The sequence below is a fragment of the Paraburkholderia sediminicola genome (assembly GCF_902859805.1).
GTDB lineage: Bacteria > Pseudomonadota > Gammaproteobacteria > Burkholderiales > Burkholderiaceae > Paraburkholderia > Paraburkholderia sediminicola.
The window spans coordinates 857,035-882,159 of sequence record NZ_CADIKC010000001.1 but is presented as its reverse complement, the minus strand read 5'-3'; the positions used below and the strand labels follow the sequence as shown (position 1 = coordinate 882,159).

Genomic DNA, 25,125 nt, shown 5'->3' with positions numbered 1-25,125 from the left:
GGATGTCAATACGTTCCGACAAACAAACCAAATTTGTTTCGGAGTTCCTGTCATTCGGCGACCGCGCTTTAAAAATTCGACGGTTTGATAAGATGCCGAGCGCATTGCCTCCGTTGTCATCGCTCAAGATTCTATTTTTCTGGCCGTTATCCCATGTCAGGATGTATACGGTCTTGACCGGCGCACTTATTAGCACAAACGCATGCGGTTACGGGTTTTCTATTGTGCGAATTTCGGCCGATGCGGCTAACGCCATATCGTTGATACGCACACCCACCACTCACAAAATGAAAAGACCAGCCGCAATTTCCATCATTGCCTACGTGCTTCTCTTTCGAGTTCTGAGCATGTTCACGATGGCCTGTCGTGCTGAAGTCGGTGGCTATTTCGGAGCGGTCGCCATTTATCCGCACTCAAGCTTGCCAATATTTGCGCAATGGCTGTCTTTGGGAGGCTTCGCGCTAGCTAATCTATGGGCATCAAACGGGCTGCTGCGTGGCGACCAACGTGCGAGACCTGCGCTGATACTTATCTTCATCCTCGGGGGCGCGTTGACTCTTGCTTTCAGCGACGCGGCGGCGTTTAAGGTCTGGCTCGTTTCAGATACGCTGTCGATAGCAATGCTGGCGGCCTTATATACCCGAAAGATTAACCATTACTTGAACGCGACAGAAGCTAAAGCATCGAGCTTCGACAGAAAGGATCGCCAGGTAGTGGCCTTGCATGCGGTCGCTGTGTTTGGCACGTACGTGATACTTACCTCGCTCTTTGCGCACGTGTTGCCGACAGACTCCGCAGTCAGTCACGGGTACGGACCGGCGCCGTTTTTGGCACTTTTCGGCGGGTTGATCTTTATCGCTTATGGAATAAAGGCAGATCGAGCAAGCATGCTCAGGGAGACCGCACTCTTGCTTATAGCACTGGCCAGCTTCTTGGCCTACCAATGCGTGATAACCCAAGTGACTGTTCAAATACTCTTTCCGAAGTTGGCGATCAGTTTCGATTGGAATCACACCGCCCCTTGGGTGATCGCGATAGCCGCCGCAGGTATTGCTCTTCTGGTCGCTGGACGTAGCCCAACAATTGAGGCCAAAAATTAGCGAAATATTTGAGCCAAACTGAAATCAACCAAGACATTTGTTCTCGCAATGACGCCTGACTTGCGTTGGACAGGACTTGGTCCTCCGAAGAAGTCTAAGCGCGGCGGGATAGGAGCGGCCGCGCACCGCGTAACCCCTACTTCACCGCCCCCAACGCCAACCCCTTAACCAAAAACCTCTGCAACCAGGCAAACACAACAGAAACCGGCAAAGTCGCACAAAGAGTAGCGGCCATCACCAGATGCCACTCAACAACATACTTCCCAGCCACCATATCGGTAACCTGCACGGTCAAAGTCTTATTCTCCGGCGACCGAATCAACGTATAAACCACCGCAAACTCATTCCACGCATTAATAAACGTAAAGATCGCCGTAACAACAATCGCCGGCACAGCCAACGGCAAGAAAACCTTAAAAACAGCCCTCGTCCTCCCACACCCCTCCAACCAGGCCGCTTCCTCAAGATCCCTCGGCACCGTCTGAAAGTAAGAAGACAACATCCAAACCGCAAACGCGATATTGAACGCAGCATAAGAAACGATGACGCCAATCTTGGAGTCAACCAGGTTCCCATCCCCATAAGGAATCATCGCGGCCAGCCGGAACAACCCAACAACCAGCAAGATCGGCGACAACATCTGCGTCACCAGCAGAAACTGCGAATACAACCCCTTCCCACGAAACGGAAACCTGGCCAACGCATAAGCCGCCGGCAAGCTCACCGCCAACGCCAACGCAGTCGACAAAAAGCTAATCACACAACTATTCCTCAGCGCCACGCCGAAGTTAGCCGCAACCCACATATCCGAAAAATTGCTCCACTGCCAATGCACCGGCAACCATCGCGCCGGATAAACAAAGATCTCCGTAGCCGGCTTCAAAGCAGTAAACAACATCACAGCAAACGGAAACAGCACGGCCACAATCAGTGGCGAAAGTGCCAACCAGCACCACAGCGAGCGCTTCATCTTGACGCTGAGACTCATGACGTCTCTCCTTCTTTCGCGGGCTGCAGGCGCAGATAGGCGATCGAGAAAACGAACAGCATGACGAGCATGATCAGCGACACCGCCGCGGCTTCGCCGGGACGTCCCAGCCGGAACCCAAGCTCATAGAGATACGTGACAAGAATATGCGTGCCGTTATCCGGCCCGCCTTGCGTCATCACCCAGATGATCGGGAAAGAATTGAACACGTAGATCACGTTCAACAGAATCGTCATGTTGATGAACGGCCGCAGGAGCGGCATCGTCAGCTTGCGAAACTGCTGCCACGCACTGGCGCCATCCATTCGCGCCGCTTCATAAATGTCGCCCGGCACCGACGACAACCCGCCCAGCAGAATCGTCACCGTAAATGGAATCGACACCAGAATACCGACGGCGATCTCCACCGGAAACGCGAGCTCCGGCGTCGCGAGCCAATGTATCGGACCGTTGATCAAGCCAAGCCGCTGCAACGTGACGTTGACCATGCCGTAGTCGTCGTTGAAGGCCCAGCGCCACACCACGGCGGTCATCGTCAGCGAGACGGACCACGGCAGCATCACAATCGTGCGCGCTACGCCGCGTCCATAGAAATCCTGATTCAGTATCAGCGCAACCGGCACCGAAATCAGCACCGTGCCACCTACCACGCACACGGTCCAGACAATCGTCCGCTTGGCCGCAGCGAGAAACGAGGGGTCCGTGAAAATCGTAGTGAAGTTCTGCAGGCCGGTGAAATCGCGGATCGCGCCGAAGCGCGAGACCTCGTGCAGCGATTGCCACACGATGTTGAAAATCGGATAGCTGATGATGAAAAGCGCCAACACCAGACTCGGCGCAATCAGCAACCAGGGCGCCTGGAGGCGCGAAGAAGCGGAACGGCTCATGCGTGCTCGATCGTAAGACGCGTCCACATAAAAAAGGCAGGCGCGACGGGATGGGCCGGATAGTGCATTACGGACATGACAACCGAAACGCGCGCCGCCTTCGCAACGGCGGCGCGCGTTCCGTGTTCAGCAAATTTCAGCAAATCACTACGAGACTACGCGTGTCACTTACCGAGCGACTTGTTCGCCTGCGTCGCAGCGGCATTCAACGCGTCCGCTGGCTTCGCCTTGCCCAGGTAGATCGATTGCATTGCATCGGTCACAGCCTTTGCGGTGTCTTCCCAACCGGTCACTGTCGGCGCGAAGTGAGCCGTCGGCAGCAGCGCGACGAAAGCTTTGGTATCCGGATCGTTGAACGCCGGATCGGTCGCCTCAGCCTTGGTGGTCGGCAGGAAGCCTTCGGTCGTTGTGAACTCGACGCGTGGTTCCTTCGTGAACAGATAGTCCAGGAACTTCCAGGCCGACTTCTTCACCTTGGAGTTCTTGAACATCACGATCGAGTCGGTCACGGCATACGTGGCGTGCGTCGTGCCCATCGGGATCGGATCGATGCCGTACTTCAGGTTCGGCGCTTCCTTCTTGATCTGCTTGGCGAGGAACGGTGCGGAGATCATCATCGCAACGCGGCCTTGCTTGAACAGGTTCTGCACGTCTTCACGGCTGTAGCCGGTTACGCCAGGCTGCGTCAGGCCGTCGTCAATCATCGTCTTGTAAAGCGTGGCCGCCTTGATGCCGGCCGGCGAATTGAACACCGCCTTGCCGTCCTTGCCGACGACGTCGCCGCCGTTGGTCCACAGGGCGTAGTAATAGTAGACGTCCGTTTCGATTTCCTTGCCTTGCAGACCGAAGCCGGCAATGCCCTGCGCCTTCAGTTTCTTCGACGCGTCGATCACGTCATTCCACGTTTTCGGGCCGTCGGGATAACCGACCTTCGCGAGCAGATCCTTGTTGTAGTAGAGCGCGCGTGCGGACGCGGCGATCGGCAGGCCGTACACCTTGCCGTTGATTTCGCCCGGTGCGAGGAACGGGCCGATGAAGCGGCCCTTGAAGCTGGCGTCCATGTAGCCGTCGAGCGGCTCGGCGACGTCGTCCTTCACGAAGTCGAGCAGCCAGCGCGTACCGACAATCGCCAGGTCGGCGTTGGCGCCGCCGGAGATGTCCGTTTGCAGTTTCTGTTGCAGCGTGTCCCAGTTCACGTCTTCGATCTTGATCGTGGTGCCGGGATTGGCCTTCTCGAAGTTACGGGCCATCTTTTCGAAGTACGGCGCGGTCGCATCGCTGTAATGCGCGACCGTCACGCGAACCGTGTCGGCGTGAGCCGCGACGGCGATACCTGCAAACGCGAGCGCCACGGCAACTTTGCCTAGCGCGAGGGAAGCACGGGCATGCAACGACATTTTTCTCTCTCCTGTGTCGATCGGAGTTAGCGCTTTAGCGTTTGCTCCGGTCCCATCCGATGATGGTGGGGGTGGTCTGCTGCCGTCGCCGGCCGCTTTGGGTTAAATTGTTTGAAAAAATCCTACATGACGCAAAATAGCTTGTCACGTAGGGTCTGCCATATTTTTTCTCGGCCAGTTTTGTGCATAAGATGCTGTAAAGCAGGGGTATTCTGCATAACGCGAAGTCACGGATACCCAATCTTCGGGATGGCTAGACAACTGTTCGAGGCCGGTTTTGTAGGAAATTTACACGCTAAACCGGCTCTGCAACGAGGTTGAAGGACGAGGGTAGACATGAATCGTGTGGTGTTGGTGACGGGCGCTTGCGGCGGAATCGGCAGCGTGTTGTGCAAGCGTTTCGTGGAGCAGGGCGACACGGTGCTGGCGCTCGATGTCGACGCGGTCGCGCTGCACGGATTGGTGGCGCAACTCGGCGCCGCGCATGTCACGCCGATCGCGGTCGACCTGGGTGACGCTGCCGCAGTGCAGCAAGCGGTTGCCGAAGCGGTGAATACGCGCGGTCCGGTGGACGTGCTGGTCGCTAACGCGGGCGCCGCCAAAGGTTTGACGCTCGCCACGACGGACGCCGCCAGCTGGCAACGCGACATCCATCTGAATCTGAACGGTACGTATCACTCGGTGGAAGCGGTGCGCGCGTCGATGATCGAACGGCAGAAGGGCGTGCTGGTGCTGATCGGCTCCGTGAACGGCATGGCCGCGCTCGGGCATCCCGCGTATAGCGCGGCGAAAGCGGGTCTCATCAGCTACACGAAAGCGCTGGCGATCGAACTCGGCCGCTATGGCATACGCGCGAACATCGTCTGTCCGGGTACGGTGAAGACGCAGGCGTGGCAGGCGCGCGTCGACAAGAATCCGCAGGTCTTCGAGGATCTGAAGAAGTGGTACCCGTTGCGCGACTTTGCGACGCCGGACGACATCGCCGATGCGGTGCTGTTCCTTTCATCGCCGATGGCGCGCGTGATTACCGGCGTCGCGTTGCCGGTCGACGGTGGACTGATGGCCGGCAACCGTTTGATGGCGGAAGAACTGACGCTCGAATCGCTCTGAAAGGATTGGATTCGCTTTGAACTGCTTTGACCCGATAGCGCGGCGCGTTCTTTGCTTGATGAAGCAAGGCAACACGTTCGCATGACAGCACGACGATGAGGACAGCATGGCAGCAGTGCAACTAAGCGGCATCTTCAAACGCTATGGCGACACGCAAGTGGTGCACGGCATCGATCTTCATATCGACGACGGCGAGTTCGTCGTGCTGGTCGGCCCGTCGGGTTGCGGCAAGAGCACGCTGATGCGCATGGTGGCGGGGCTCGAAGAAATCAGCGGCGGCGATCTGATGATTGGCGGCACGCGCGCGAATACGCTCGCGCCGCAGCAGCGCAATATTTCGATGGTGTTCCAGAGTTACGCGCTTTATCCGCATCTGTCGGTCTACGAAAACATCGCGTTCGGGCCGCGGATTCGCAAGGAATCGTCGGCGAGTTTCAAGCCGCGGATTGAAGCCGCTGCGAAGATGCTGAACCTCGGCAGTTATCTGGATCGCTTGCCGCGTGCGCTGTCGGGTGGTCAACGTCAGCGTGTGGCGATGGGCCGCGCGGTGGTGCGCGAGCCGTCGCTGTTTCTGTTCGACGAACCGCTGTCCAATCTCGACGCCAAATTGCGCGTGCAGATGCGCACGGAAATCAAGGCGCTGCATCAGCGTCTGAAGAATACGGTGATCTACGTCACGCACGATCAGATCGAAGCGATGACAATGGCCGACCGCATCGTCGTGATGAACGCAGGGCGGATCGAGCAGGTCGGCCGTCCGCTCGATCTGTACGACCGTCCGGCGAATCTGTTCGTCGCGAGTTTCCTCGGTTCACCGTCGATGAATTTCGCGGAAGGCGTGTTGGTCAATCGCACGGACGGGCAAGGTTTCGCGTTAAAACTCACAGACGGTGGCGAGATCGTGCTGGAAGGCACGCCGGCCTCGGCATTGGTCGGCGGAAAAATCACGCTTGGCGTGCGTCCCGAACATATTGAAACGATGGCTGACAAGCCGGACACCACGATGGATGTCGAAGTGGTCGAGCCGACTGGCGCCGAGACCCATTTGTACGGGAAAATAGGCGGCAACACGTGGTGCGTGACGACTCGCCAGCGCTCGAAAGTCGAGCCCGGTCAGCTCGTTACGCTGCGTCTGCCGGCCGAGCATATTCATCTGTTCGATACGGAGAGTGGACGCAGGCTGGTCTGAACCGCGTGTTGCCGCTTGAGGCTGATTCAAGCTGAACAAGCTGATTGAAGCTGCGACGCGACGCGGATTCATTTAACCCTTAAGGAACACCGGGTGTCCGCACCGAACTTGATTCCCCACATCCGCGGCGCGCTGGCCAATCTGCGGCCCGCCGAGCGCAAGGTTGCCGAGATGGTGCTGAGCGACGTCGACTTTGCGATGCGCGCGAGCATCACCGAGCTCGCCCAGCGTGCGGACGTGTCCGAGCCTTCCGTCACGCGCTTTTGCCGCGCGATCGGCGCGCATGGTCTGCGCGACTTCAAGATGCAATTGGCGCAGAGCGTGGCCGGCGGGGTGCCGTATGCGTCGACGGCGGTTGCGCGTGACGATGACGTGCAGACGTTGATGGACAAAGTGGGCGAGGCAGCAGTCGATGGGATCACGCATGCGTGTGCTGCGTTGGATCCGGCGGTGGTTGAGAGTGCGATTGCGGCTTTGTCGAGCGCGGGGCGGGTTTTCTTCTTTGGTGTGGGTTCGGGTTCGGGACTTGTTGCGCAAGATGCGGCTTTGAGATTTTTGCGGCTGGATATTGCGGCTACTGCGTTTACTGATGGTCATTTGCAGCGGCTTTACGCGGGCCTCATGGAACCGGGTGATGTGGCGTTTGCGATTTCGCATTCGGGCCGCAGCGTTGAAGTGAATGAAAGTATTCAGATTGCCAAGGAGCGTGGCGCTACTACGATTGCGCTGACGAATGTGGGCTCACGGTTAGCGTGGTTGGTCGATATTCCGCTGCTGCTGCGCGTGCCGAGTCCGATTGATCCGAATACGCCAGGCGTGTCCCGGCTCGTGCATCTGTGCATCATGGATGCGCTGGCGATCGGCGTCGCGCTGAAGGCGCGGCCCAAAACGCTTGAAAAGATGCGGCACGCGAAGGCGCGGTTGTCGTCGCATGAGCCGGAAGCGGCGGGGGATTGAGCAGGAAGGATGGTCCGCTTTCTCGCTTCAAGAGCCCTGCGACGAATACGTAAACAGTTACGCTGCTTGAGGACGCCAGGCGATCATGCCTGCCGTCCGCGCACGAACCTCCGGCGAGGCTAAGCAGGTCGCTACGGCTTCGTATCCTGGTGTGCCTGGATAAGGCGCAACGAGGGTGGGCGGACTGTGATTGGCCGGGCAAAAGAGGATTGACTCATCAGGGCCGATTGCAGCCAAATCTAAAATCGCCGTCGAGCGCGTCATCAGAAACAGCGGACGTCCACCCACTTTGGCGCGCTGGCGAAGATGGACGATCAGCGCTTCCTGCGTCGCCTGATCCAACCCTTGCTCTACCATGTCGACCACGAAGGCACTTGGGCCTTCAGATTCCAGTTCGACGAGCAGAGCGATTAACGCTTCCGATTCCGCTGCGCCTTCTCCAATGAGCCACGCCAGCGTTTGATCCACTCGCAATTTGACCGCCGCATCCGCTTCAAGGCGGGCCACGATCTCGGCATGTCCATCTTGCATCCGTTCGAGGCCCAGGAAAACGGCATTCGGCATGTTCTCAGCCAGGCACTTCGCCAGCCGTGTCTTGCCGCTTCCCAAAGGCCCAATGATGTAGTTCAGCGGCCGGATGTCGCGAAGTTCGAACCGTTCGCCACCCCACGGCCACGGAAGATCAAAGGCAGTGGTGAATTCTGAGGAAGGGTTGAGCAGGCGTGCCAGTTCTCCATCGGCAGGAGTCTGACCTCGGGCAAGATCAGACCGAAGCCCTCGGACCTTGGCTATCGTATCCACGAGCTGGCGAATTTCCGCTTCAAGCGTGGCTTCGTGGGCTGCCAACGCGGGTTCCAGACTCTGAGGGTCACCTTTCAAAACTTGCGCCACCTGGGCGAGGCTGAGACCGAGCGCGCGCAGGGCCACGATCTCTGCCGCACGATTCATCTCATCGGGACCATAGGTGCGATACCCGGAAACTGTGCGTGCCGGTGTCACCAGGCCTCGCTGCTCGTAGAGTCGCAGGGCCTTAGTCGAGACGCCGAGCTGTCTCGCCGCTTCGGAAGCACTTAAAAATGGAGTGGAACAACGCATGAGTCACCTCTTCGTTTGCTGACCACTCACATCATGGAGTTGGCCCTTGGGGCCGAGTCAATCGGATAGTTACAGCGCGGCTCATTTTCATCGCAGCTTCAAGACGCCGCCGCCATCCACCCAAACCGCCGCGACAACCTCAGCGTCGCCGCGCGCAAAGTCTGCGCCGGGCCGCCCGTCAGCTCGCTATCGAAGCTGCCGCTCGGCCCCATCACCGCGAGCACCAGACAGATGCTTCCCGTATGGTCCAGCACCGGCGCGGCCAGGGTATTGATACCCGGCACAGGCCGGCTCAACGCGGTATCGATACCGTCCGTGCGGATTTGCGCGAGCCGCTGCGCATAGGCCTTCGTCTCGCCCGCGTCAGCCCCCGCCAACCGCAAATGATCCTGTGCCAGCAGCCCATGACGTACATCATCCGCAACATAAGCGGCAAACACCCGCCCAATCGCTGTATTCACCAGCGACATCACCGTGCCGACCCGCAAGCTCACATGCAGCGGCCGCGCCGATTCCTCCAGTCGCACGACGGTCGGGCCGAGCGGCCCAAGCACCGCCATCGCGACGCTCATCCCAGTCGATACCGCCAGTTCGACCACTTCCGGCTCAGCTTCCCGCGTCGGCGACAAACGCTGCAAGCCGATCAAACCAAGTTCCAGCGCTAAAGGTCCGGCTTCAAAACAACCCGCAGCATCGCGATTCAGCAAACCGATCTTGAGCAGACTCACCAGATGCGGAAACGCTTTAGCCGGCGGCATGCCCGCAGCGGCAGCAAGATCGCGCAAGCTCAACGGCCGCGCGGCCGTAACCAGTGCGCCAAGCAACTCGCCGGTGCTATCGAGCGACTGGATACCGCGCTGCGGTTTCGCATCGGCAGAAGCGGCGGAAGCGCCCGAGGCAGCGTAAGAAAGGTCGAGAGAATCAGTCACGATGCTGAAGAAGCTAACAAAGAGGGCGCTGCTGCAAGTTCAGCGCTGATGTCATGGGCCGTGGCAAGCAGCGCGCGAGCCGTTGGGCCATCGGCGGCAACGTCGATCACGCCCGTCGAGCCGATCACGGTCAGCGCGAGGCACAAGCGACCGTCCGCATCGAGCACCGGCGCGCTCAAACTGCTGATGCCCGGACTCGGCGCATCGACGCTGCACTCCAGCTTGCGTTCACGGATTGCATCTAAAGCCGCTTCGAACGCGGCACGTTCATCAGGCGGCGTCATCGCGCTACTCGCAGCACCCGACTGGTTCGCCCACATCCCGGCCAACGCCTCGCGTGGCAGATAAGCGCAAAACACGCGACCCGTCGACGTCGCCGGCAGCGACATCACCGTGCCCACATGCAGATTCACATGCAACGGAAAGCCCGCATGCTCATAGCGGACGATGGTCGGCCCTTGCGGCCCGGCAATACAGACCGCGACGCTGAACCCGATCGCCTCGGCCAGAGCCTCGACGCGCGGAACGGCGGCGCGAAACGCCGGCTGGTTCTCCAGGTGCATCAAACCCAGCCGCAACGACAGCGGACCGGGTTCATAACGGCCCGACAGCTCGTCGCGTTTGATCAGACCTAAGCGGCACAGGCTCACCAGATAAGCATGCGCCTGCCCCGGCGCGATCTGCGCGGCAGTGGCGAGATCGGATAAAGCCAGCGGGCTGCGCGCCTGCGCAAGCGCCAGCAATACGCGGCCGCCCACTTCGACGCTCTGAATCCCGCGCTGCGTCTTGCCGCCATCCGTTGTCTCGCTGCCGCCCGCGCCTTTGCCGGTGGCCGATTTCGCTGCTTTGCTCACACCCGCGCTCGTCCGTAAAAAGGGTCCATGTTAGCCGAAGCCCTGCGCGAAAGCCGCGCCTTCCTGTTCTTATCTTAGGCGCTCTGAGATTTGCGTATAGCGATACATTTCGCTATTGACAAATAAACTGGCCCGGCCATAAGATGCATTCACCCCGACATACCGGTGCAGTCACAGAGTCAAAACGGGGCGAGACAACCCCCAATACCGTCAGCCCGCGCCTCTGAAATCTGAATGCGCAGCCGGCCGTCTCGCCTCACGTCCAACTTTTGAGGGAGACAAGCATGGCAAAGGCATTCGCATCCCAGGCCGACCTGGAAGTCAAGAAAGTCACGTGGACCAAGCTATCCGAGAACGCCTACGCGTACACCGCTGAAGGCGATCCGAATTCGGGCGTGATCATCGGTGACGACGGCGTGCTGATCGTCGACACCACCGCCACGCCGGCCATGGCGCAAGACCTCATCGCGAAGATTCGCAGCGTCACCGATAAACCGATCAAATACGTCGTGCTGTCGCACTACCACGCGGTGCGCGTGCTCGGCGCGTCGGCGTATTTCGAAGAGGGCGCGCAACAGGTGATCGCGAGCCGCGGCACGTACGAGATGATCGTCGAGCGCGGCGAGCAGGACATGAAGTCGGAAATCGAACGTTTCCCGCGTCTCTTCGCGGGTGTCGAAACGGTGCCGGGTCTGACATGGCCGACGCTCGTGTTCGAAAAAGAAATGACGCTGTTCCTTGGCAAGCTCGAAGTGCGTATCGCACATCTGGGCGCGGGCCACACAAAGGGCGATACGGTGGTCTGGCTGCCGTCGCAGAAGGTGTTGTTCTCCGGCGACCTGGTCGAATACGACGCAGCCTGCTATTGCGGCGATGCTCAACTCGAACAATGGCCGGCCACGCTCGAAGCGCTGCGCGCGCTGAAAGCCGAGAAGCTGGTGCCGGGTCGCGGTCCTGCATTGACCACGCCGGAAGACGTCAACAAGGGCCTCGATTACACGAAAGACTTCGTCACCACATTGCTGCAGCAAGGCCGCGAAGCTGTCGAACAGAAGCTCGACCTGAAGGCCGCAATGGCGCACACGCGCAAGGCAATGGACCCGAAGTTCGGTCACGTGTTTATCTACGAGCACTGTCTACCGTTCGACGTCTCGCGTGCTTTCGACGAAGCAAGCGGCATCACGCATCCGCGTATCTGGACGGCGCAACGCGACAAGGAAATGTGGGACGCGCTGCAAGCCTGATAACAGCATAGAAACGCCGGAAAGCGTCAAGCAGAGCAGAGCGGAGAAGGACGGAGACACAAGATGAGCATCAACTATCAGACGCTGTCGTTCGACTATAAACCGTGCCGGGAACAGGCCGGGCAGGGCGATGCGGAACAGGTGGCCTATCCCGTGATCGTGGTCGGCGCGGGGCCGGTGGGCCTGGCTACCGCGATCGATATCGCGCAACAGGGCGTGCCGGTCGTATTGGTCGACGACGATTGTTCGTTGTCCACCGGTTCGCGGGCGATCTGCTTCTCGAAGCGCTCGCTCGATATCTTCGACCGGCTCGGCTGCGGGCAGCGCATGGTAGACAAGGGCATCAGCTGGAATGTCGGCAAGGTGTTCCTGAAAGATGAACTGGTGTACACGTTCAATCTGCAACCTGAAGCGGGTCATAACCGGCCCGCGTTCATCAACCTGCAGCAGTACTACGTCGAAGGCTTTCTGCTCGAACGCGCGCAGGAGATGCCGAATCTCGAGATCCGCTGGAAGAGCAAAGTGGTCGGCGTGCAGCAGAACGGCACGGCCGGTACTGCTGAAGCCAGTGTGACGCTGACGGTCGACACACCGAATGGTCAGTACCCGTTACGCGGCCGCTATGTGGTGGCCGCCGACGGCTCGCGCAGTCCGATGCGCAATCTGATGGGACTCGACAGCCACGGCGTCACCTTCAAAGATCGCTTTCTGATCGCCGACGTCAAGATGGAAGCGGAGTTTCCGACTGAGCGCTGGTTCTGGTTCGATCCACCATTCCATCCGAATCAATCGGTGCTGTTGCATCGTCAGCCGGATAACGTGTGGCGGATCGATTTCCAGTTGGGCTGGGACGCCGATCCGGTGCTGGAGAAAACGCCGGAACGTGTGATCCCGCGCGTGCGTGCCTTGCTTGGACCGGATGCGAAGTTCGAGCTGGAATGGGTCAGCGTCTATACGTTTTCGTGTCTGCGCATGGATCGTTTCCGGCATGGCAACGTGTTGTTCGCGGGCGATTCCGCGCATGGCGTGTCGCCGTTCGGCGCACGTGGCGCGAATAGCGGCGTGCAGGACGCGGAAAACCTCGCATGGAAACTCGCGATGGTGCTCGAAGGTAAAGCCGCCGACGCTTTGCTCGATACGTATGCAAGCGAGCGCGAATTCGCCGCTGACGAAAACATCCGCAACTCCACCCGTTCGACCGATTTCATCACGCCGAAAAGCCCGGTTAGCCGCGTGTTCCGCGATGCTGTGCTGAAGCTCGCGCGGCATCACCCGTTTGCACGGCAGTTGACGAATAGCGGTCGCTTGTCGGTGCCCGCGGTGTTGCGTGATTCCCCGCTGAATACGGCGGACAGCGACAGCTTTGAAGGCCTGATGGTGCCGGGCGCATCGTGCGTCGATGCACCGGTTCATGCCGCCGGGCAATCGGCATGGCTGTTACAGCAACTCGGTCAGCAGTTCACGGGCGTGCTGTTCTGCGGCCCGGAAGGTATCGATCAGGCGACGCAAGCTGCGTTGGATGCATTGCGAAGTGGACCGATTCCGCTGAAGCTCGTTGTGGTGGCAAGTGGCGATGTGCAGGTCGCTGCAGCTTTGGGTGCGAAGGTGGTGCACGACATCGACGGTCTTGCAGCCGCTCGTTACGACGGCAAACCCGGCACGTTCTATTTGATCCGGCCGGACCAGCATGTATGTGCGCGCCGTCGGCAACTCGACGCGAGCTTTGTGGAAGATGCGTTGAAGCGGGCGTTGTGCGTTGAGGGCACGGCCTGAGGGTACGGTCTGAAGGCAGGGCAAACGCAGCACATCGGCAAAAGAAAATAGCAGGAGACAGTGATGGCATTGAACACGCAACCCAATCTCGCCCGCCCCGACGATTTCTACGAGGCGTTGATCGACATGCATCGCAATCTGGACGATGCGCAGAGTCAGTCGGCTAACGCGCAACTGATTCTGTTGCTCGCCAACCATATCGGCGATCACGAGACGCTGCTCGAGGCGATGCGGCACGCACGTGAAGGCGTGACCGATGCTTCGGGGCAAGGTGTGCAGACCCATTCGCTGGCTGCCTGAATACGCGGCACGACGAACTGTAACGACGAGTTGTAACGACGAGTTGTAACGAATTAACGCTGCACGTGCGTGGCCGTTCGAGCCACGCGCAGTTCATCACGGCGTGCGACGCATCGATACGGCCGCATGTCTTTCCAGTAGAAAACCGAAACGCGGCGCAACAAGACGCCGGACCCCCGCGGGTCCGTTGGACCCTCACGTTTGGAGAAAACCGATGAGCCAATCCCTCGCCCCCGCGCTGGGCGCATCCGCCGTTGCGCACGACGATCTGCTGTATCGCAAGGTTTCGATGCGGATCATTCCGTTTCTGTTCCTGTGTTACGTGGTGTCGTTTCTCGACCGCATTAATATCGGCTTCGCGCAATTGCAGATGAAGCACGACCTCGGTTTCAGCGACGCCATGTACGGTTTAGGCGCGGCCGTCTTCTATATCGGCTACGTGTTGTGTGAAGTGCCGAGCAACATGCTGCTCGCGCGCTTCGGCGCGCGCCGCACGTTCACGCGGATCATGCTGCTGTGGGGCATCGCATCGGTCGGCATGATGCTGGTGTCGAAACCCACGCACTTTTACGTGCTGCGTTTCATGCTCGGCGTGTTCGAAGCGGGGTTCTTTCCCGGCATCGTGCTGTATCTGACCTACTGGTATCCGGCGCGGCGGCGCGCAGCCGTGCTGTCGATTTTCTTCGCGGGTGTCGCAGTGGCGGGTGTGCTCGGCGGCCTGGTGTCCGGCTGGATCATGCGCGATATGGGCGGCGTGATGGGGCTGTTCGGCTGGCAGTGGATGTTCGTGATCGAAGGTGCGCCTGCCATCGTACTCGGCCTGCTTGCCGCGTTTTATCTGGTTGACGGTCCGCAGCATGCAACGTGGCTCAACGACGCGGAGAAGGCACAGTTGATCGCACAACGCGATGAAGGCCGCCGCGTTTCATCGGACGCGCATTCATCGCGTTCCGTCATGCAGGCGCTGCGTAACCCGCGGGTGTATCTGTTTGCGTTCATCTATTTTTCGCTGACCTGCGCGTCGCTGACGCTGAACTTCTGGATGCCGCTGATGATTCGCGACTTCGGCGTTCACGATGTGCTGGCGATCAGCCTGTACACCGTGATTCCGAATGCGGTCGGCGCAGTGGGCCTGATTCTGATCGCGCGCAACTCGGATCGTCGTGGCGAACGGCGCCGGCACTTTGCGGTTTGCACGATCGGCGGCGGCATCGCGCTGTCTTTGCTGACGATGCATTTGAGCAGCTTCCCGGCAATGCTCGCGATTCTCTCGCTGGCGGCCGTGCTGATCTTCGCTGCGTTGCCGATTTTCTGGACGGTGCCGTCGGGTTATCTATCGGGCACTGCGGCGGCGGCTGGCATCGCGTTGATCAGTAGCATTGGCATTACGAGCGGGATTGTCAGCCCGTGGGTGATCGGTCTGATCAAGACGCACACGGGCAGCATGGACAACGCGTTATATGTGTTGACTGCGCTGCTGTTCGTCAGCGGCGTGGCGTTGCTGATTGGCGTGCCGAAGGAAGCGAAGCGGATCTAAGACTTGTGCGGACCGCTGATCAACACGTGTTGACGATGTCTGGATCGGTACCGCTCGAAAGCGCCGCATAAGCGACCGCCATCGCAGCCGCCAGCCTGGCGTTGTTGAGACCGATCTGAACGCTGCATTCCGCGCTTGCCCCATTGGTCAATGCATTCACGCGGGAAATAAGGAACGGTGTCACGCCCTTGCCGGTGATACCTTCCGCATCTGCTTCCGCCAGTGCCTGCTCAATCGCGAGATCGATGTCCTCACGTGGCAACGCGAATGGCTCGGGAATCGGATTGGCAACCACAAGGCCGTTGTTCAGGCCTAGCGCCCAGTTGGCATTCATGACACGCGCTATCTGTTGAGGATTGTCGAGGCGCACATCGACACCGAACTCGCTATCGCGCGTGAAGAACCCGGGAAGGCTGTCAGTGCCGTAGCCGATCACCGGGACGCCGTGCGTCTCCAGGTATTCCAGGGTGAGTTGGATGTCGAGGATCGATTTGATGCCGGCACACACCAATGCCACTGGCGTGCGGGCGAGCGCCTGCAGATCAGCTGAGATGTCGAAGCTCTCCTGCGCGCCCCGATGCACGCCGCCGAGACCGCCGGCGGCGAATACACGAATCTTCACCAGGTCGGCGATGATCATCGTCGCCGAGATCGTCGTCGCGCCATCGGCGCCACAGGCAACCAGAATCGGAATATCGCGTCGGCTGACCTTGGCCACATCGCGGCCGCCGCGAGCGAGGCGCTCAATCTCCTCACGCGTGAGTCCGACCTTGATACGGCCGTCCAGAATCGCGCAGGTGGCAGGTATCGCGCCGTGGGCGCGGACTTCGGCTTCGAGCACAAGCGCCGTTTCGGCGTTCTTTGGCCAAGGGGCGCCATGCGAGATGATCGATGACTCCAGTGCCACAACCGGTCGCCCTGCGCTTAACGCTGCAGCGACTTCCGGGTGGACATCCAGATAATCACTTAAACGCATCGCATCTCTCCCTGGCCAGGGTGAGCGCAGTGTCCTCGATCATGTCCTCCTGGCCGCCTACCATGCCGCGGCGCCCCAGTTCGACCAGGATATCACGAGCCGGTACGCCGTACTTTTGTCCTGCGCGCTTTGCAAAAAGGAGGAAGGAACCGTACACACCCGCATAACCGAGCGTGAGCGCATCGCGATCGACGCGTATCGGAAAGTCCATGATAGGCACGACCAGGTCCTCAGCCACGTCCTGAATCTTCCAGACGTCGACGCCCGTCTGAATGCCCATGCGATCGCATACCGCGACGAGCACTTCCATGGGCGTGTTACCGGCGCCTGCGCCCAAACCCGCGGCGGCTGCATCGATTCGGGTGGCACCAACCTCGATGGCAGCGATGGAGTTCGCTACCCCCATGGCGAGGTTATGGTGACCGTGAAAGCCGAGTTCGGTCTCCGGTTTCAGCGCCGCCCGGACAGCGGCAAGACGGACCCTGACGTCCTCGGGCAGCATATAACCGGCGGAATCGGTCACATAGACACAGTTCGCACCATAGCTTTCCATTAGCTTCGCCTGCTTCACGAGGCCCTCGGGTGTATTCATGTGCGCCATCATCAGAAAGCCGACGGTGTCCATGCCGAGCTTGCGCGCGAGCGTGATGTGCTGTTCCGAGACGTCGGCTTCCGTGCAGTGTGTGGCCACGCGGATCGTGTTCACACCAAGCGCATGCGCCATTTTCAGATGATCCACCGTGCCAATGCCCGGAATCAGCAACGCCGAGACGCGCGCCTGCTTCATGAGGGGAATGACGGCGGAGAGGTAGGCCTCGTCTGTGTGAGCGGGAAAGCCGTAGTTCACGGAGCTGCCGCCCAGGCCATCGCCGTGCGTGACTTCGATCAGCGGCACGCCCGCTTCGTCCAGACCTTGCGCGATCTCCTTCATCTGATCCAGCGTCATCTGGTGACGTTTCGGATGCATGCCGTCGCGCAGCGTCATGTCATGCACCACGACCTTCTTGTCTTTGAAGTTCACGTCTGTTTCCTCCTTAATGAGCGGCGGGTTCGAGCTTGAGCGAGCCGCTCAGGATCTGTTCGGCGAACATCTCGGCGGTGCGCGCGGCGGCGGCCGTCATGATGTCGAGGTTGCCGGCATATCTCGGCAGATAGTCGCCCAGGCCTTCGACCTCCAGGTAGATCGAGACTCGATCGCCGTCGAACACCGGGCCATTGACAAGCCGGTAGCCGGGCACGTACTTGCGTACCTGCTCGATCATGTCGTGTACGGACTTATCGATCGCAGCGGTATCGGGCGTGCCTTCGACGAGGCAATGCACGGTGTCGCGCATCATGAGTGGCGGATCGGCGGGGTTGATGATGATGATCGCCTTGCTTTCCTGTGCGCCGCCTACCTTCGAGATTGCACCGGCTGTCGTCCGCGTGAACTCGTCGATGTTCTTGCGCGTTCCTGGACCGGCCGACCGGCTGGACACCGTTGCGACGATTTCGGCGTAGCGCACGGGCTGCACGCGCGACACCGCATACACCATGGGGATCGTCGCCTGGCCGCCGCAGGTCACCATGTTGACGTTCATCTCGCCTTGGCCGACGTGCTGTTGCAGATTGACGGGCGGCACGCAATACGGACCAATGGCTGCCGGCGTGAGATCGATCATCATCACACCCAGTTCATTGAGCTTGCGCGAGTTTTCCGCATGCACGTATGCACTCGTCGCGTCGAATGCGATCTGGATGTCGTCGGCGTTCACATGAGGCAGCAGGCCGTCTACGCCTTCCGACGTGGTTTTCAGGCCAAACTCTCGCGCCTTTTTCAGGCCATCGGACTCGGGATCGATGCCTACCATCCACACGGGTTCGAGCACGTCACTGCGTTGCAGCTTTGCCAACAGATCCGTGCCGATGTTGCCCGGTCCGATCAACGCGCATTTCACCTTGTTCTTCGCCATGTCTCCTCCTTCGGGTCAAACGAATCGCACCGAGCAGCTACCGATGCCGTCGATAGAAACATTGAGGCTGTCCCCGGCTGCGACGGGAACCATCGCCGCCAGCGAGCCGGACAGCACCACTTCGCCGGCCTTCAATGACTCATTCAGTTCGCCCAATGTATTGGCCAGCCACGCCACCGCTTCAAGGGGGTTCCCAAGCGCTGCAGCACCTGAGCCGGTGGTGACAACCGCACCGTTCTTCTCCAGCTTCATCGCGCATCCGACGAGGTCGACCTCGCGCGGATCGACAACGCGCTTGCCAAGCACGAAGACACCGCACGACGCGTTGTCGGCCACCGTGTCTTCGATGCGGATTTTCCAGTCGCGGATGCGCGAGTCGACGATCTCAAAGCAAGCCATCACGCCCGAGGTGGCGGCGAGGACATCTGCCGCAGTCACGCCAGGTCCCCGCAGATCGTGCTTGAGCACAAAGGCAATCTCGCCCTCGGCTTTGGGCTGGATCAGGGAAGCGATCGGGATTGCGTCGCCTTCCTCGTAAAGCATCGCGTCGGTGAGCATGCCGAAATCGGGTTGATAGACCCCGAGCATGTCCATCACGACTTGCGATGTCACGCCGATCTTCTTGCCGATGATGCGTTCCCCCGCTTCAGTGCGGCGGACGTTCAGGTGTTGCTGGATGCGATACGCGTCATCGATCGTCAGATCGGTGTGGCGGCTGGTGAGCGGGTCGAGCGTGCGGCAGTCTTTTACCGCGGCGTATAGCTCGTCGCCAAGCGAACGGATAAGCGCGTCGTTCATCGTTGCAGACTCTCGGGCAAATGCACTTCATCGGAATGACTGGCGGCGACCTGCTCGCCCTCCAGCCGGTAAAAATCGGACCACTCCAGCAACTGCTGGCTCGTTGTGCCTACACCGCCGCAGGCAATGACCACGATGCGCTGCGCTTCTGGGAAATACTCGGGAATCCGGACAAGTGCGGCCACCGATGCACCGCAGGCCGGCTCGGTCAGAAGGCGATGTTCTTCGAGCAGGGTCACGCTGCCTTGAATCGCTTCAGCGTCGGTCACGAGGCAGTTCCGGATTGGATGTTCCTTGGCGAGCGTTACGATGCGCGCGGCGACCTTGTTGGCGCCCAGCGAGGTGGCCACGGACTGAATCTTCGTTAAAGCGACTGGCGCACCGGCTTTAAGCGCCTCGTGGAAGGAACTGGCACCGTCGGTCTCGACGGCCAGCACGGGAATATCGCTCCAGCCGACTCGCCGCAGTCCTTCAACGACGCCTGCGAGCAGACCGCCACCGCCGACCGAGCAAACCAGCAAGTCAGGGCGTTCGGTTTGCCGGGCGACCTCCTCGATCATCGTCGCGTGGCCTTCCCAAAGCAGAGGGTCGTCGAACGCGTGGAGGTACGCGTCGCCATCCCCCAGAGTCGAAAGCGCATAGGCGTTGGATTCAGCGAACGACGCCCCGTGAACCACGACGTCTGCTTCTTCACCGCGAATGAGCGCCTTGGCTCGCTCGGATGTCGTCTGCGGCACGACGACTGTCACTGGAATGCCAAGCTCCCGGCCCGCGTAGGCAACCGCGTACCCCGCGTTACCGCCTGACGCAGCGACGAAGCGGCGCGCACCCCGGCGTTTGTGTTCTTCGCAGGCGAAGCCAACGCCTCGCAGCTTGAATGAGCCACTCGGTTGCAGCCCTTCAAGCTTCAGGAGAACTGTTCTGCCGGTCTTAAGTGAGAGCGCCCGGGATTCGAGTAGCGGTGTTTCGATATGCAGTGTCATAGCAGGACTTCGTCTGTGAAAGGCTTTATCGTTTGCCGAGCTGGATGACAGCGGAAACCTCAACCGGGCAACGAAACGGCAGACTCGATACGCCTACGGCGGCGCGGCTGTGCCTTCCCTTTTCGCCCAGGACTTCAACGAGGACCTCCGAGGCGCCGTTGATGACTTCCGGGTGCTCCGTAAATTCCGTGGCTGCGTGCACGTAACCTGTCACCGAGCAGACGCGGATCACGCTCAGGTCGTCCGTCAGTTGCGAACGAAGTTGCGACAAAATCGCCATGCCGCTTATCCGCGCGGCTTCTTTCGCCAGCTCGATACTCACTTCTTTGCCGACCTGCCCGAGGGCAAACGGTTTGCCGTCCTTGAAGGCGACCTGTCCGGAAATGTGCAGGAAGCCATCTGCCAGAACGGTGGGTACATAGTTGGCGATCGCCGCCTTCGGCGGTTGCAGTTCGATGCCGAGTTCTGCGAGACGGGCATCCAGTTCAGCGCGGTTCATAAGATCTCCTTGAGTATGAAATAGGTGCCGACGCGTGACGCACACGGCACGGGTGAAATTGGGCGGATCAGGATTCGATGTCGTATTGGATCGAGAGCTGTCCTTTCTTCTCTTTGATCTTCAGGATCCTGATACGGCCGATCTGTCCAGCGGAGCTGACGTGAGTGCCGCCACAGCCGTGCATTGGCTGGTCACCGAAGCACACCGACCTGATGCCATCCTTTTCGGCCAGATGGCGCGGCACATCATCTGCGATGAGCTGGTTGACGGTCTGCTCCACGCCCTCGACAGTCAGTGACTGCGGGTTGTCGCGTGGTTCAAAAACGACTCGTCCTTCACCGGGCCAGTGGTGACCTTTGCTCGCGTACCAACCCATCTGCTCCACGACGCCGGAAATCAGGTGGCCCGCGGAGTGGAGTCGTGCATGCAGCATGCGGGTCTCAGGCGATATCTCAATCAGCGCATCGCCGATGGCGACTTCCTGTTCGGTGATGTGAATAACCTTGTCACCCTCGTGAATGACGCGCTCGACCTTTACGCTTGCGATAGTCCCCTGGTCTGAGAGCTGCCCTCCGCCTTGCGGATGGAACAGGGTCTCGGCCAGCGTTACACGGAACTTTCCATCGCCAGCGGGCGAGCAGTCGAGTACCTGCGTGTGCATCGTGAGTTCGTCGCTGTCGTAGTATCTGAGTTTCGTCATTTCGTGTTCCAGGGCGATTCGTACAGTGCGGTAATCGGGAAAGACAACGCACTGCCCGCATGACTCCAAGTTAACGGACGTGCGCCTATCCCGCTTGTAAAAAGTTGAGGGTTTTCGCTTGTCGGGTTCAGTGGTCGGCGTGACGCGCTGCGTGACGCTAGTGCTGCGTCAACGTTGCGTTGACGCAGCTTCGTCTGAATGCTGCGGGAGTGATGGAGGGGGCGACGCTTAAGCCAGGCAGTCTACTGCGATCGTGTATGTCAATACTTCGACGGCGATACACCAAAGGCTTGCCGGAACGCGCGACTGAAGTGGCTATGATCGTAAAAGCCGACCTCGTTAGCCACCCGCGCCAGACCGTGGTCAGTGTGATTGAGCAAAGAGCACGCGCGCTCCAGCCTCAGTCGCACGACCCAGGCGTGAGGCGTCATGCCCACTGTCTGCTTGAAAAGCTTGAGGAAATGGAAGCGCTCGAGGTTGCAAAGGGCCGCAAGCTCTTCGAGGGTGATTTTTTCGGCCAGATGGACATCGCAATACTCTTTGATGCGCCGCCACTGTACCGAGGTGAGTGTGCCTTTCACAAACTGCGGTTTGACCATGCGTGTCTGGACGAACAGGCGGTCAAGTAACGTCAGCCATTCGGACTGTTCTGCCATGGGCTCGAACCCTGCCCGAGCCGCACGCAGTGCGTCGTGCAATCGCGACAGATGACCGGCAAGCGACGAATCCTGAAGGACTGCTCCGCCCAGTGCAGGGAAACGATTCTGCGCCGAAATCTCCTCGCTCAGTCCGTTCAGTAGCTCTGGTGAGAGCCGAAATGTCTTGAGTGTGTACGACTCGTCCCCAGCGCTGATGCCGTCGTGTACCTCGCCGGGTGGCATCAACTGGATGCTGCCCGGTGTCAGTAGCAGCGTTTCGCCATGGAATCCCTGCCGCTGAACACCCTCGGTCACCAGCGCGATGTGGTAGTCCAGATGGTAGTGCCGATCGAAGCGGAATTCAGAGAAACGCGCCTCGCTCAGCACGAGACCTGGGATCTCCTTGCTGCGTTTGTATTCGACGCGATCCTTCATCAGGGTCTCCTGCAGGGCTCGCCTATCTGCGTGTATCGACGAGGATCTTTGCCGCCGCGCCCGATTCGACGCGTTCATGGGCCTTCGCGATCTCCGACAAAGCAAAAACCTCGACCGGAGGATGTTGCAGCGTCCCTCGTTCCAGTAACGGGGTGAGTACGTCGATGGCGGCTTTCCTTACCTCAATAGGCAATTTGTACACGATAAAGAATCGCAGGTTCGCGAAGCCAACAATCATCGATCTGAAGGGGACCTCGATCAATGCGGCTCCCGAACCATAGATGATCACGTCACCGCCAAACTTCAGCAGTTCGCCATATTTTCCGGCATTGGCTGCTGCGTCGACTTCGATGATGGCGTCCACACCTTTGCCCGCGGTGATCTCGCGTACCGAAGCCACCACGTCCTGCTCATTGCGATTGATGACCCACTCGGCTCCCAGGCGAGAAGCGAGTTCGCATTTCTCCCGGCTGCCCGCCACGCCAATCACTCTTGCACCCGAGAGCGCGGCCAATTGCACCGCATAGCCGCCTACCGCGCCCGTGGCGCCGTAGACAAGAACCGTCTTGCCGAGAAGTTCTCCGCAAACATGCACCGCATACCAGGCCGTCAAGAGCGGAATCCCGAGTGAGGCGCCCGTCTCGGTCGATACATTGTCGGGGAGCGGTGCAACCTGGCTTTCGGGCAACGCGATCAGTTCGGATGCGGTACCGAAAGGCCGCTGCCACTGGCCGTTGATCGTCCAGACCCGCTGCCCGATCCACTGTTTCGACACACCTTCCCCAACTGCCTCGATGACGCCGGCGCCATCGCTGTGCGGAATAACGCGCTGAAACTCCATTGCGGGGCTGGTGAAGCCAGCGCGCGATTTGACGTCTGAAGGGTTCACGCCTGAGTGCGCGATGCGCACCAGGACTTCGCCGGCTTCAGGGGCCGGATCAGGCTGTTCGTCAACCACCAGAACGTCTCGAGCGGGGCCTTTTGAGGCATAGTGCGCGGCCTTCATATCTTGCAACCTCCAGACTGGTTTAGTGAAGAGCGTCCGCAAACCGGCGTGTCCCAGCCGAGCTTCTCAGCGCAATGTGACCAATACTCTGAACCATTCCATCTGAACGCGCTTGTAAAAAATTGACTATACACATCGGCGGGGCAGGCGATAGAGCTGATTCGATCGTCATATCGGGTAGAGTCGCGAATATTTCCTTACGACCTTACCACTTGCGTTCGAACCTTCGCGATGTCTTCAATCGAACCCGTTCCCTTGCCGCATGACGGCCCGTCCGACGTTTCGTTGTGGCGAGTCGATTTCGCTTTCGACGCATCGTTGGAGGATGCCGCCTTCGCCGCGCTCAGCGACGACGAACGTGTGCGAGCCGGCAAATTTCGCCGTCACGAAGACGCGCTTCGTTTCGCATCCGTGCGTGTGGCGCTGCGCGAACAACTCGCGCGGCGTCTCGGCATCGCGGCACACGCCGTCCGGTTCGAACTCGACGCAAACCATCGCCCGCATCTAGCCGATTCCAGCGCGCCCGATTTCAACGTATCGCATGCAGGCTCGCATGGGCTTATCGCAATGTCGCCGAAGCGGCGTGTTGGCGTCGATATAGAACATCGCAGCGAGAGCTTCGAATGGCATTCGATCGCACCGTTGACGCTCGATGCGAGCGAAGCGGCGTGGATCGGCAACCTGGACGTTGAAGAGCAGCGCGCCGCGTTTTACGACGCGTGGGTCGCCAAAGAAGCACTCGTCAAAACGACGGGCGTGGGCATCACGGGCGGCTTGCAGCATCTCACGGTGCTGCCGCGTGATAGCGCCGAGGTGACGCTACGCAATAAGATTTCGGATGATATGCGCGAGATCGCCGCGCGCTGGATAGCAGCTCCTGAGGCCTATGCCGCATGTATGGCGTGGTCAACGAAAACGTTCACCCGCTAAACGTCTCGTTCGCCAAACACCAACGTCTTCGGCCATCCAACCGCATGCACGTGCGTGACCGGCTGGGCGATTGAAACCGCCGCACGAATCTTGCCCGACATCGGCAGATCAAGCACATGCCAGTGGCCATGTTCGGCAAGATCGAACGCACAGGATGTAGCATCGCTAGAGAGCAGATCCAGATCGATATCGACGGGCGCATAGCGCAACGCATTGCACAAGCTGCCATAACGCGCGCGTTCGCGTGAGGCTTCCTGCGCCTCGTCAAGCGCGGCGCCAGGCGAAGGCACGACCACGCTCAGACCTAGTGTTGTCGACGCAATGCCGATCACAATCCAGATGCCGGCGTACGCGATATCAATCGTGATGCCGCGGCCGTCGTGCGGATGTCGCGCGCGCAGCTTCTCGTTGCCGTCGTCTTGCAGATCGACCTCATGCGGCTCGCATTCGAACAGATTCGCGACGATCCAGCGCGTCACCACACGCGCGCTGATAAACCGTTTGCGTAGCGCCGAGTTCGGGTGAAGCCGCGCGCGTTCGCGCTCTCCCTTCGAAATCCACGTTTCGCCTTCCTGCACCGGCACCGGCAACCATTCGCAGCGGAACCGCCACAGATGCAACTCACCCGCGCGTGGCGCGGCGACGCTGTGCGGATAGTGGCGCGTCAGCGGATACGAGACGAATTGCGGCGCGGCCGCGTTGACGATCGGGTGTGCGGTTCGCGCAGCTTCAGCCGGCCGGGCGGGTTGATCCGCTTGCAAGGCATTAGCGCCATTCGTCGCCTGAGTGTCGATGCTGTCACGCACACGCGAGGGCGCGAGATAAGCGAGTTCCGACGGCATACGCTC

The 25,125-nt window shown here is 59.9% G+C and carries 25 protein-coding genes; 9 read left to right on the top strand and 16 right to left on the bottom strand.

Annotation, left to right across the window (positions count from 1 at the left end; translation table 11 throughout):
- Positions 1–2: 2 nt before the first annotated feature.
- Complete coding sequence (locus R8871_RS03875) at positions 3–1,100, top strand: hypothetical protein (RefSeq protein ID WP_175049128.1); 1,098 nt, start codon at positions 3–5, stop codon at positions 1,098–1,100.
- Positions 1,101–1,236: 136 nt separating this feature from the next.
- On the opposite strand, the gene R8871_RS03870 is transcribed toward R8871_RS03875, so the two are convergent.
- From R8871_RS03870 to R8871_RS03860, 3 genes are all read right to left on the bottom strand, one after another.
- A complete protein-coding gene (locus R8871_RS03870; protein WP_175049127.1) occupies positions 1,237–2,088 on the bottom strand; it encodes a carbohydrate ABC transporter permease in 852 nt (283 codons plus the stop codon).
- Entirely contained in the window at positions 2,085–2,975 is an 891-nt protein-coding gene (locus tag R8871_RS03865; RefSeq protein ID WP_175049126.1) for a carbohydrate ABC transporter permease, read from the bottom strand. The genes R8871_RS03870 and R8871_RS03865 overlap by 4 nt, the downstream gene beginning before the upstream one ends.
- Positions 2,976–3,139: 164 nt before the next feature.
- Positions 3,140–4,372: an ABC transporter substrate-binding protein gene (locus tag R8871_RS03860; RefSeq protein ID WP_175049125.1), complete on the bottom strand. Its 1,233-nt coding sequence runs from the start codon at positions 4,370–4,372 to the stop codon at positions 3,140–3,142.
- A 336-nt stretch (positions 4,373–4,708) separates the two neighbouring features.
- Here R8871_RS03860 and R8871_RS03855 point away from each other — a divergent pair, with 336 nt between their 5' ends.
- The 3 genes from R8871_RS03855 to R8871_RS03845 all read left to right on the top strand — a co-directional run bounded on the left by R8871_RS03855 (position 4,709) and on the right by R8871_RS03845 (position 7,628).
- A complete protein-coding gene (locus R8871_RS03855; protein ID WP_175049124.1) occupies positions 4,709–5,482 on the top strand; it encodes an SDR family oxidoreductase in 774 nt (257 codons plus the stop codon).
- Positions 5,483–5,588: 106 nt separating this feature from the next.
- Positions 5,589–6,671, top strand: coding sequence for an ABC transporter ATP-binding protein (locus tag R8871_RS03850; RefSeq protein ID WP_175049123.1), 1,083 nt, complete (start codon positions 5,589–5,591; stop codon positions 6,669–6,671).
- A 93-nt stretch (positions 6,672–6,764) separates the two neighbouring features.
- Complete coding sequence (locus R8871_RS03845; RefSeq protein ID WP_054035598.1) at positions 6,765–7,628, top strand: MurR/RpiR family transcriptional regulator; 864 nt, start codon at positions 6,765–6,767, stop codon at positions 7,626–7,628.
- Between the two features lie 57 nt (positions 7,629–7,685).
- On the opposite strand, the gene R8871_RS03840 is transcribed toward R8871_RS03845, so the two are convergent.
- The 3 genes from R8871_RS03840 to R8871_RS03830 all read right to left on the bottom strand — a co-directional run bounded on the left by R8871_RS03840 (position 7,686) and on the right by R8871_RS03830 (position 10,506).
- Positions 7,686–8,723: a MerR family transcriptional regulator gene (locus tag R8871_RS03840; RefSeq protein WP_175049122.1), complete on the bottom strand. Its 1,038-nt coding sequence runs from the start codon at positions 8,721–8,723 to the stop codon at positions 7,686–7,688.
- A gap of 98 nt (positions 8,724–8,821) precedes the next feature.
- Positions 8,822–9,652 carry an IclR family transcriptional regulator gene (locus R8871_RS03835; protein WP_175049121.1) on the bottom strand — a complete coding sequence of 277 codons (831 nt, stop codon included), beginning with the start codon at positions 9,650–9,652 and terminating at the stop codon, positions 8,822–8,824.
- The gene (locus tag R8871_RS03830; protein ID WP_175049120.1) at positions 9,649–10,506 is read right to left on the bottom strand and encodes an IclR family transcriptional regulator; all 858 of its coding nucleotides are present in this window, start codon (positions 10,504–10,506) and stop codon (positions 9,649–9,651) included. The genes R8871_RS03835 and R8871_RS03830 overlap by 4 nt, the downstream gene beginning before the upstream one ends.
- 284 nt (positions 10,507–10,790) lie before the next feature.
- Here R8871_RS03830 and R8871_RS03825 point away from each other — a divergent pair, with 284 nt between their 5' ends.
- The 4 genes from R8871_RS03825 to R8871_RS03810 all read left to right on the top strand — a co-directional run bounded on the left by R8871_RS03825 (position 10,791) and on the right by R8871_RS03810 (position 15,360).
- A complete protein-coding gene (locus R8871_RS03825; RefSeq protein ID WP_054035596.1) occupies positions 10,791–11,750 on the top strand; it encodes an MBL fold metallo-hydrolase in 960 nt (319 codons plus the stop codon).
- 63 nt (positions 11,751–11,813) lie between these two features.
- Positions 11,814–13,523, top strand: a complete 1,710-nt coding sequence (locus R8871_RS03820) for an FAD-dependent oxidoreductase (RefSeq protein ID WP_175049119.1) — start codon at positions 11,814–11,816, stop codon at positions 13,521–13,523.
- Positions 13,524–13,586: 63 nt separating this feature from the next.
- Positions 13,587–13,823, top strand: a complete 237-nt coding sequence (locus R8871_RS03815) for a DUF2783 domain-containing protein (RefSeq protein WP_175049118.1) — start codon at positions 13,587–13,589, stop codon at positions 13,821–13,823.
- 214 nt (positions 13,824–14,037) lie between these two features.
- On the top strand, positions 14,038–15,360 hold the full coding sequence (locus tag R8871_RS03810; protein WP_175049117.1) for an MFS transporter: 1,323 nt from the start codon (positions 14,038–14,040) through the stop codon (positions 15,358–15,360).
- A 19-nt stretch (positions 15,361–15,379) separates the two neighbouring features.
- On the opposite strand, the gene R8871_RS03805 is transcribed toward R8871_RS03810, so the two are convergent.
- From R8871_RS03805 to R8871_RS03765, 9 genes are all read right to left on the bottom strand, one after another.
- Entirely contained in the window at positions 15,380–16,336 is a 957-nt protein-coding gene (locus R8871_RS03805; RefSeq protein ID WP_175049116.1) for a pseudouridine-5'-phosphate glycosidase, read from the bottom strand.
- On the bottom strand, positions 16,323–17,357 hold the full coding sequence (gene dmpG / locus R8871_RS03800; RefSeq protein ID WP_175049115.1) for a 4-hydroxy-2-oxovalerate aldolase: 1,035 nt from the start codon (positions 17,355–17,357) through the stop codon (positions 16,323–16,325). The genes R8871_RS03805 and dmpG overlap by 14 nt, the downstream gene beginning before the upstream one ends.
- A 13-nt stretch (positions 17,358–17,370) precedes the next feature.
- Entirely contained in the window at positions 17,371–18,288 is a 918-nt protein-coding gene (locus R8871_RS03795; RefSeq protein WP_175049114.1) for an acetaldehyde dehydrogenase (acetylating), read from the bottom strand.
- 15 nt (positions 18,289–18,303) lie between these two features.
- Positions 18,304–19,086 carry a 2-oxopent-4-enoate hydratase gene (dmpE, locus tag R8871_RS03790; protein ID WP_175049113.1) on the bottom strand — a complete coding sequence of 261 codons (783 nt, stop codon included), beginning with the start codon at positions 19,084–19,086 and terminating at the stop codon, positions 18,304–18,306.
- Positions 19,083–20,069 carry a pyridoxal-phosphate dependent enzyme gene (locus tag R8871_RS03785; RefSeq protein WP_175049112.1) on the bottom strand — a complete coding sequence of 329 codons (987 nt, stop codon included), beginning with the start codon at positions 20,067–20,069 and terminating at the stop codon, positions 19,083–19,085. Before R8871_RS03785 ends, dmpE begins: the two co-directional genes overlap by 4 nt.
- Positions 20,070–20,094: 25 nt before the next feature.
- Positions 20,095–20,568: a RidA family protein gene (locus R8871_RS03780; RefSeq protein ID WP_175049111.1), complete on the bottom strand. Its 474-nt coding sequence runs from the start codon at positions 20,566–20,568 to the stop codon at positions 20,095–20,097.
- Between the two features lie 67 nt (positions 20,569–20,635).
- Entirely contained in the window at positions 20,636–21,268 is a 633-nt protein-coding gene (locus R8871_RS03775; protein WP_175049110.1) for an alanyl-tRNA editing protein, read from the bottom strand.
- Positions 21,269–21,528: 260 nt separating this feature from the next.
- Entirely contained in the window at positions 21,529–22,341 is an 813-nt protein-coding gene (locus tag R8871_RS03770; RefSeq protein ID WP_175049109.1) for an AraC family transcriptional regulator, read from the bottom strand.
- A gap of 22 nt (positions 22,342–22,363) precedes the next feature.
- Entirely contained in the window at positions 22,364–23,347 is a 984-nt protein-coding gene (locus R8871_RS03765) for an NADPH:quinone reductase (protein WP_175049108.1), read from the bottom strand.
- A 231-nt stretch (positions 23,348–23,578) separates the two neighbouring features.
- Between R8871_RS03765 and R8871_RS03760 the strand changes: the two genes are divergently transcribed.
- Complete coding sequence (locus tag R8871_RS03760; RefSeq protein WP_175049107.1) at positions 23,579–24,277, top strand: 4'-phosphopantetheinyl transferase family protein; 699 nt, start codon at positions 23,579–23,581, stop codon at positions 24,275–24,277.
- Here the strand turns inward: R8871_RS03760 and R8871_RS03755 are convergent.
- Complete coding sequence (locus R8871_RS03755; RefSeq protein ID WP_246287353.1) at positions 24,274–25,119, bottom strand: 4'-phosphopantetheinyl transferase family protein; 846 nt, start codon at positions 25,117–25,119, stop codon at positions 24,274–24,276. The two genes, R8871_RS03760 and R8871_RS03755, sit on opposite strands and share 4 nt — an antisense overlap.
- Positions 25,120–25,125: the final 6 nt, after the last annotated feature.

Excerpts from the sequence above, each read along its gene's own strand:
- R8871_RS03805 (WP_175049116.1), bottom strand. The coding sequence starts at position 16,336 with ATGCGTTTAAGTGATTATCTGGATGTCCACCCGGAAGTCGCTGCAGCG.
- R8871_RS03855 (WP_175049124.1), top strand. The coding sequence starts at position 4,709 with ATGAATCGTGTGGTGTTGGTGACGGGCGCTTGCGGCGGAATCGGCAGC.
- R8871_RS03775 (WP_175049110.1), bottom strand. The coding sequence starts at position 21,268 with ATGACGAAACTCAGATACTACGACAGCGACGAACTCACGATGCACACG.
- R8871_RS03755 (WP_246287353.1), bottom strand. The coding sequence starts at position 25,119 with ATGCCGTCGGAACTCGCTTATCTCGCGCCCTCGCGTGTGCGTGACAGC.
- R8871_RS03785 (WP_175049112.1), bottom strand. The coding sequence starts at position 20,069 with ATGACACTGCATATCGAAACACCGCTACTCGAATCCCGGGCGCTCTCA.
- R8871_RS03780 (WP_175049111.1), bottom strand. The coding sequence starts at position 20,568 with ATGAACCGCGCTGAACTGGATGCCCGTCTCGCAGAACTCGGCATCGAA.
- R8871_RS03870 (WP_175049127.1), bottom strand. The coding sequence starts at position 2,088 with ATGAGTCTCAGCGTCAAGATGAAGCGCTCGCTGTGGTGCTGGTTGGCA.
- R8871_RS03850 (WP_175049123.1), top strand. The coding sequence starts at position 5,589 with ATGGCAGCAGTGCAACTAAGCGGCATCTTCAAACGCTATGGCGACACG.
- R8871_RS03860 (WP_175049125.1), bottom strand. The coding sequence starts at position 4,372 with ATGTCGTTGCATGCCCGTGCTTCCCTCGCGCTAGGCAAAGTTGCCGTG.
- R8871_RS03765 (WP_175049108.1), bottom strand. The coding sequence starts at position 23,347 with ATGAAGGCCGCGCACTATGCCTCAAAAGGCCCCGCTCGAGACGTTCTG.
- R8871_RS03865 (WP_175049126.1), bottom strand. The coding sequence starts at position 2,975 with ATGAGCCGTTCCGCTTCTTCGCGCCTCCAGGCGCCCTGGTTGCTGATT.
- R8871_RS03795 (WP_175049114.1), bottom strand. The coding sequence starts at position 18,288 with ATGGCGAAGAACAAGGTGAAATGCGCGTTGATCGGACCGGGCAACATC.
- R8871_RS03760 (WP_175049107.1), top strand. The coding sequence starts at position 23,579 with ATGTCTTCAATCGAACCCGTTCCCTTGCCGCATGACGGCCCGTCCGAC.
- R8871_RS03875 (WP_175049128.1), top strand. The coding sequence starts at position 3 with ATGTCAATACGTTCCGACAAACAAACCAAATTTGTTTCGGAGTTCCTG.
- R8871_RS03810 (WP_175049117.1), top strand. The coding sequence starts at position 14,038 with ATGAGCCAATCCCTCGCCCCCGCGCTGGGCGCATCCGCCGTTGCGCAC.
- R8871_RS03840 (WP_175049122.1), bottom strand. The coding sequence starts at position 8,723 with ATGCGTTGTTCCACTCCATTTTTAAGTGCTTCCGAAGCGGCGAGACAG.
- R8871_RS03825 (WP_054035596.1), top strand. The coding sequence starts at position 10,791 with ATGGCAAAGGCATTCGCATCCCAGGCCGACCTGGAAGTCAAGAAAGTC.
- R8871_RS03770 (WP_175049109.1), bottom strand. The coding sequence starts at position 22,341 with ATGAAGGATCGCGTCGAATACAAACGCAGCAAGGAGATCCCAGGTCTC.
- R8871_RS03820 (WP_175049119.1), top strand. The coding sequence starts at position 11,814 with ATGAGCATCAACTATCAGACGCTGTCGTTCGACTATAAACCGTGCCGG.
- dmpE (WP_175049113.1), bottom strand. The coding sequence starts at position 19,086 with ATGAACGACGCGCTTATCCGTTCGCTTGGCGACGAGCTATACGCCGCG.
- R8871_RS03815 (WP_175049118.1), top strand. The coding sequence starts at position 13,587 with ATGGCATTGAACACGCAACCCAATCTCGCCCGCCCCGACGATTTCTAC.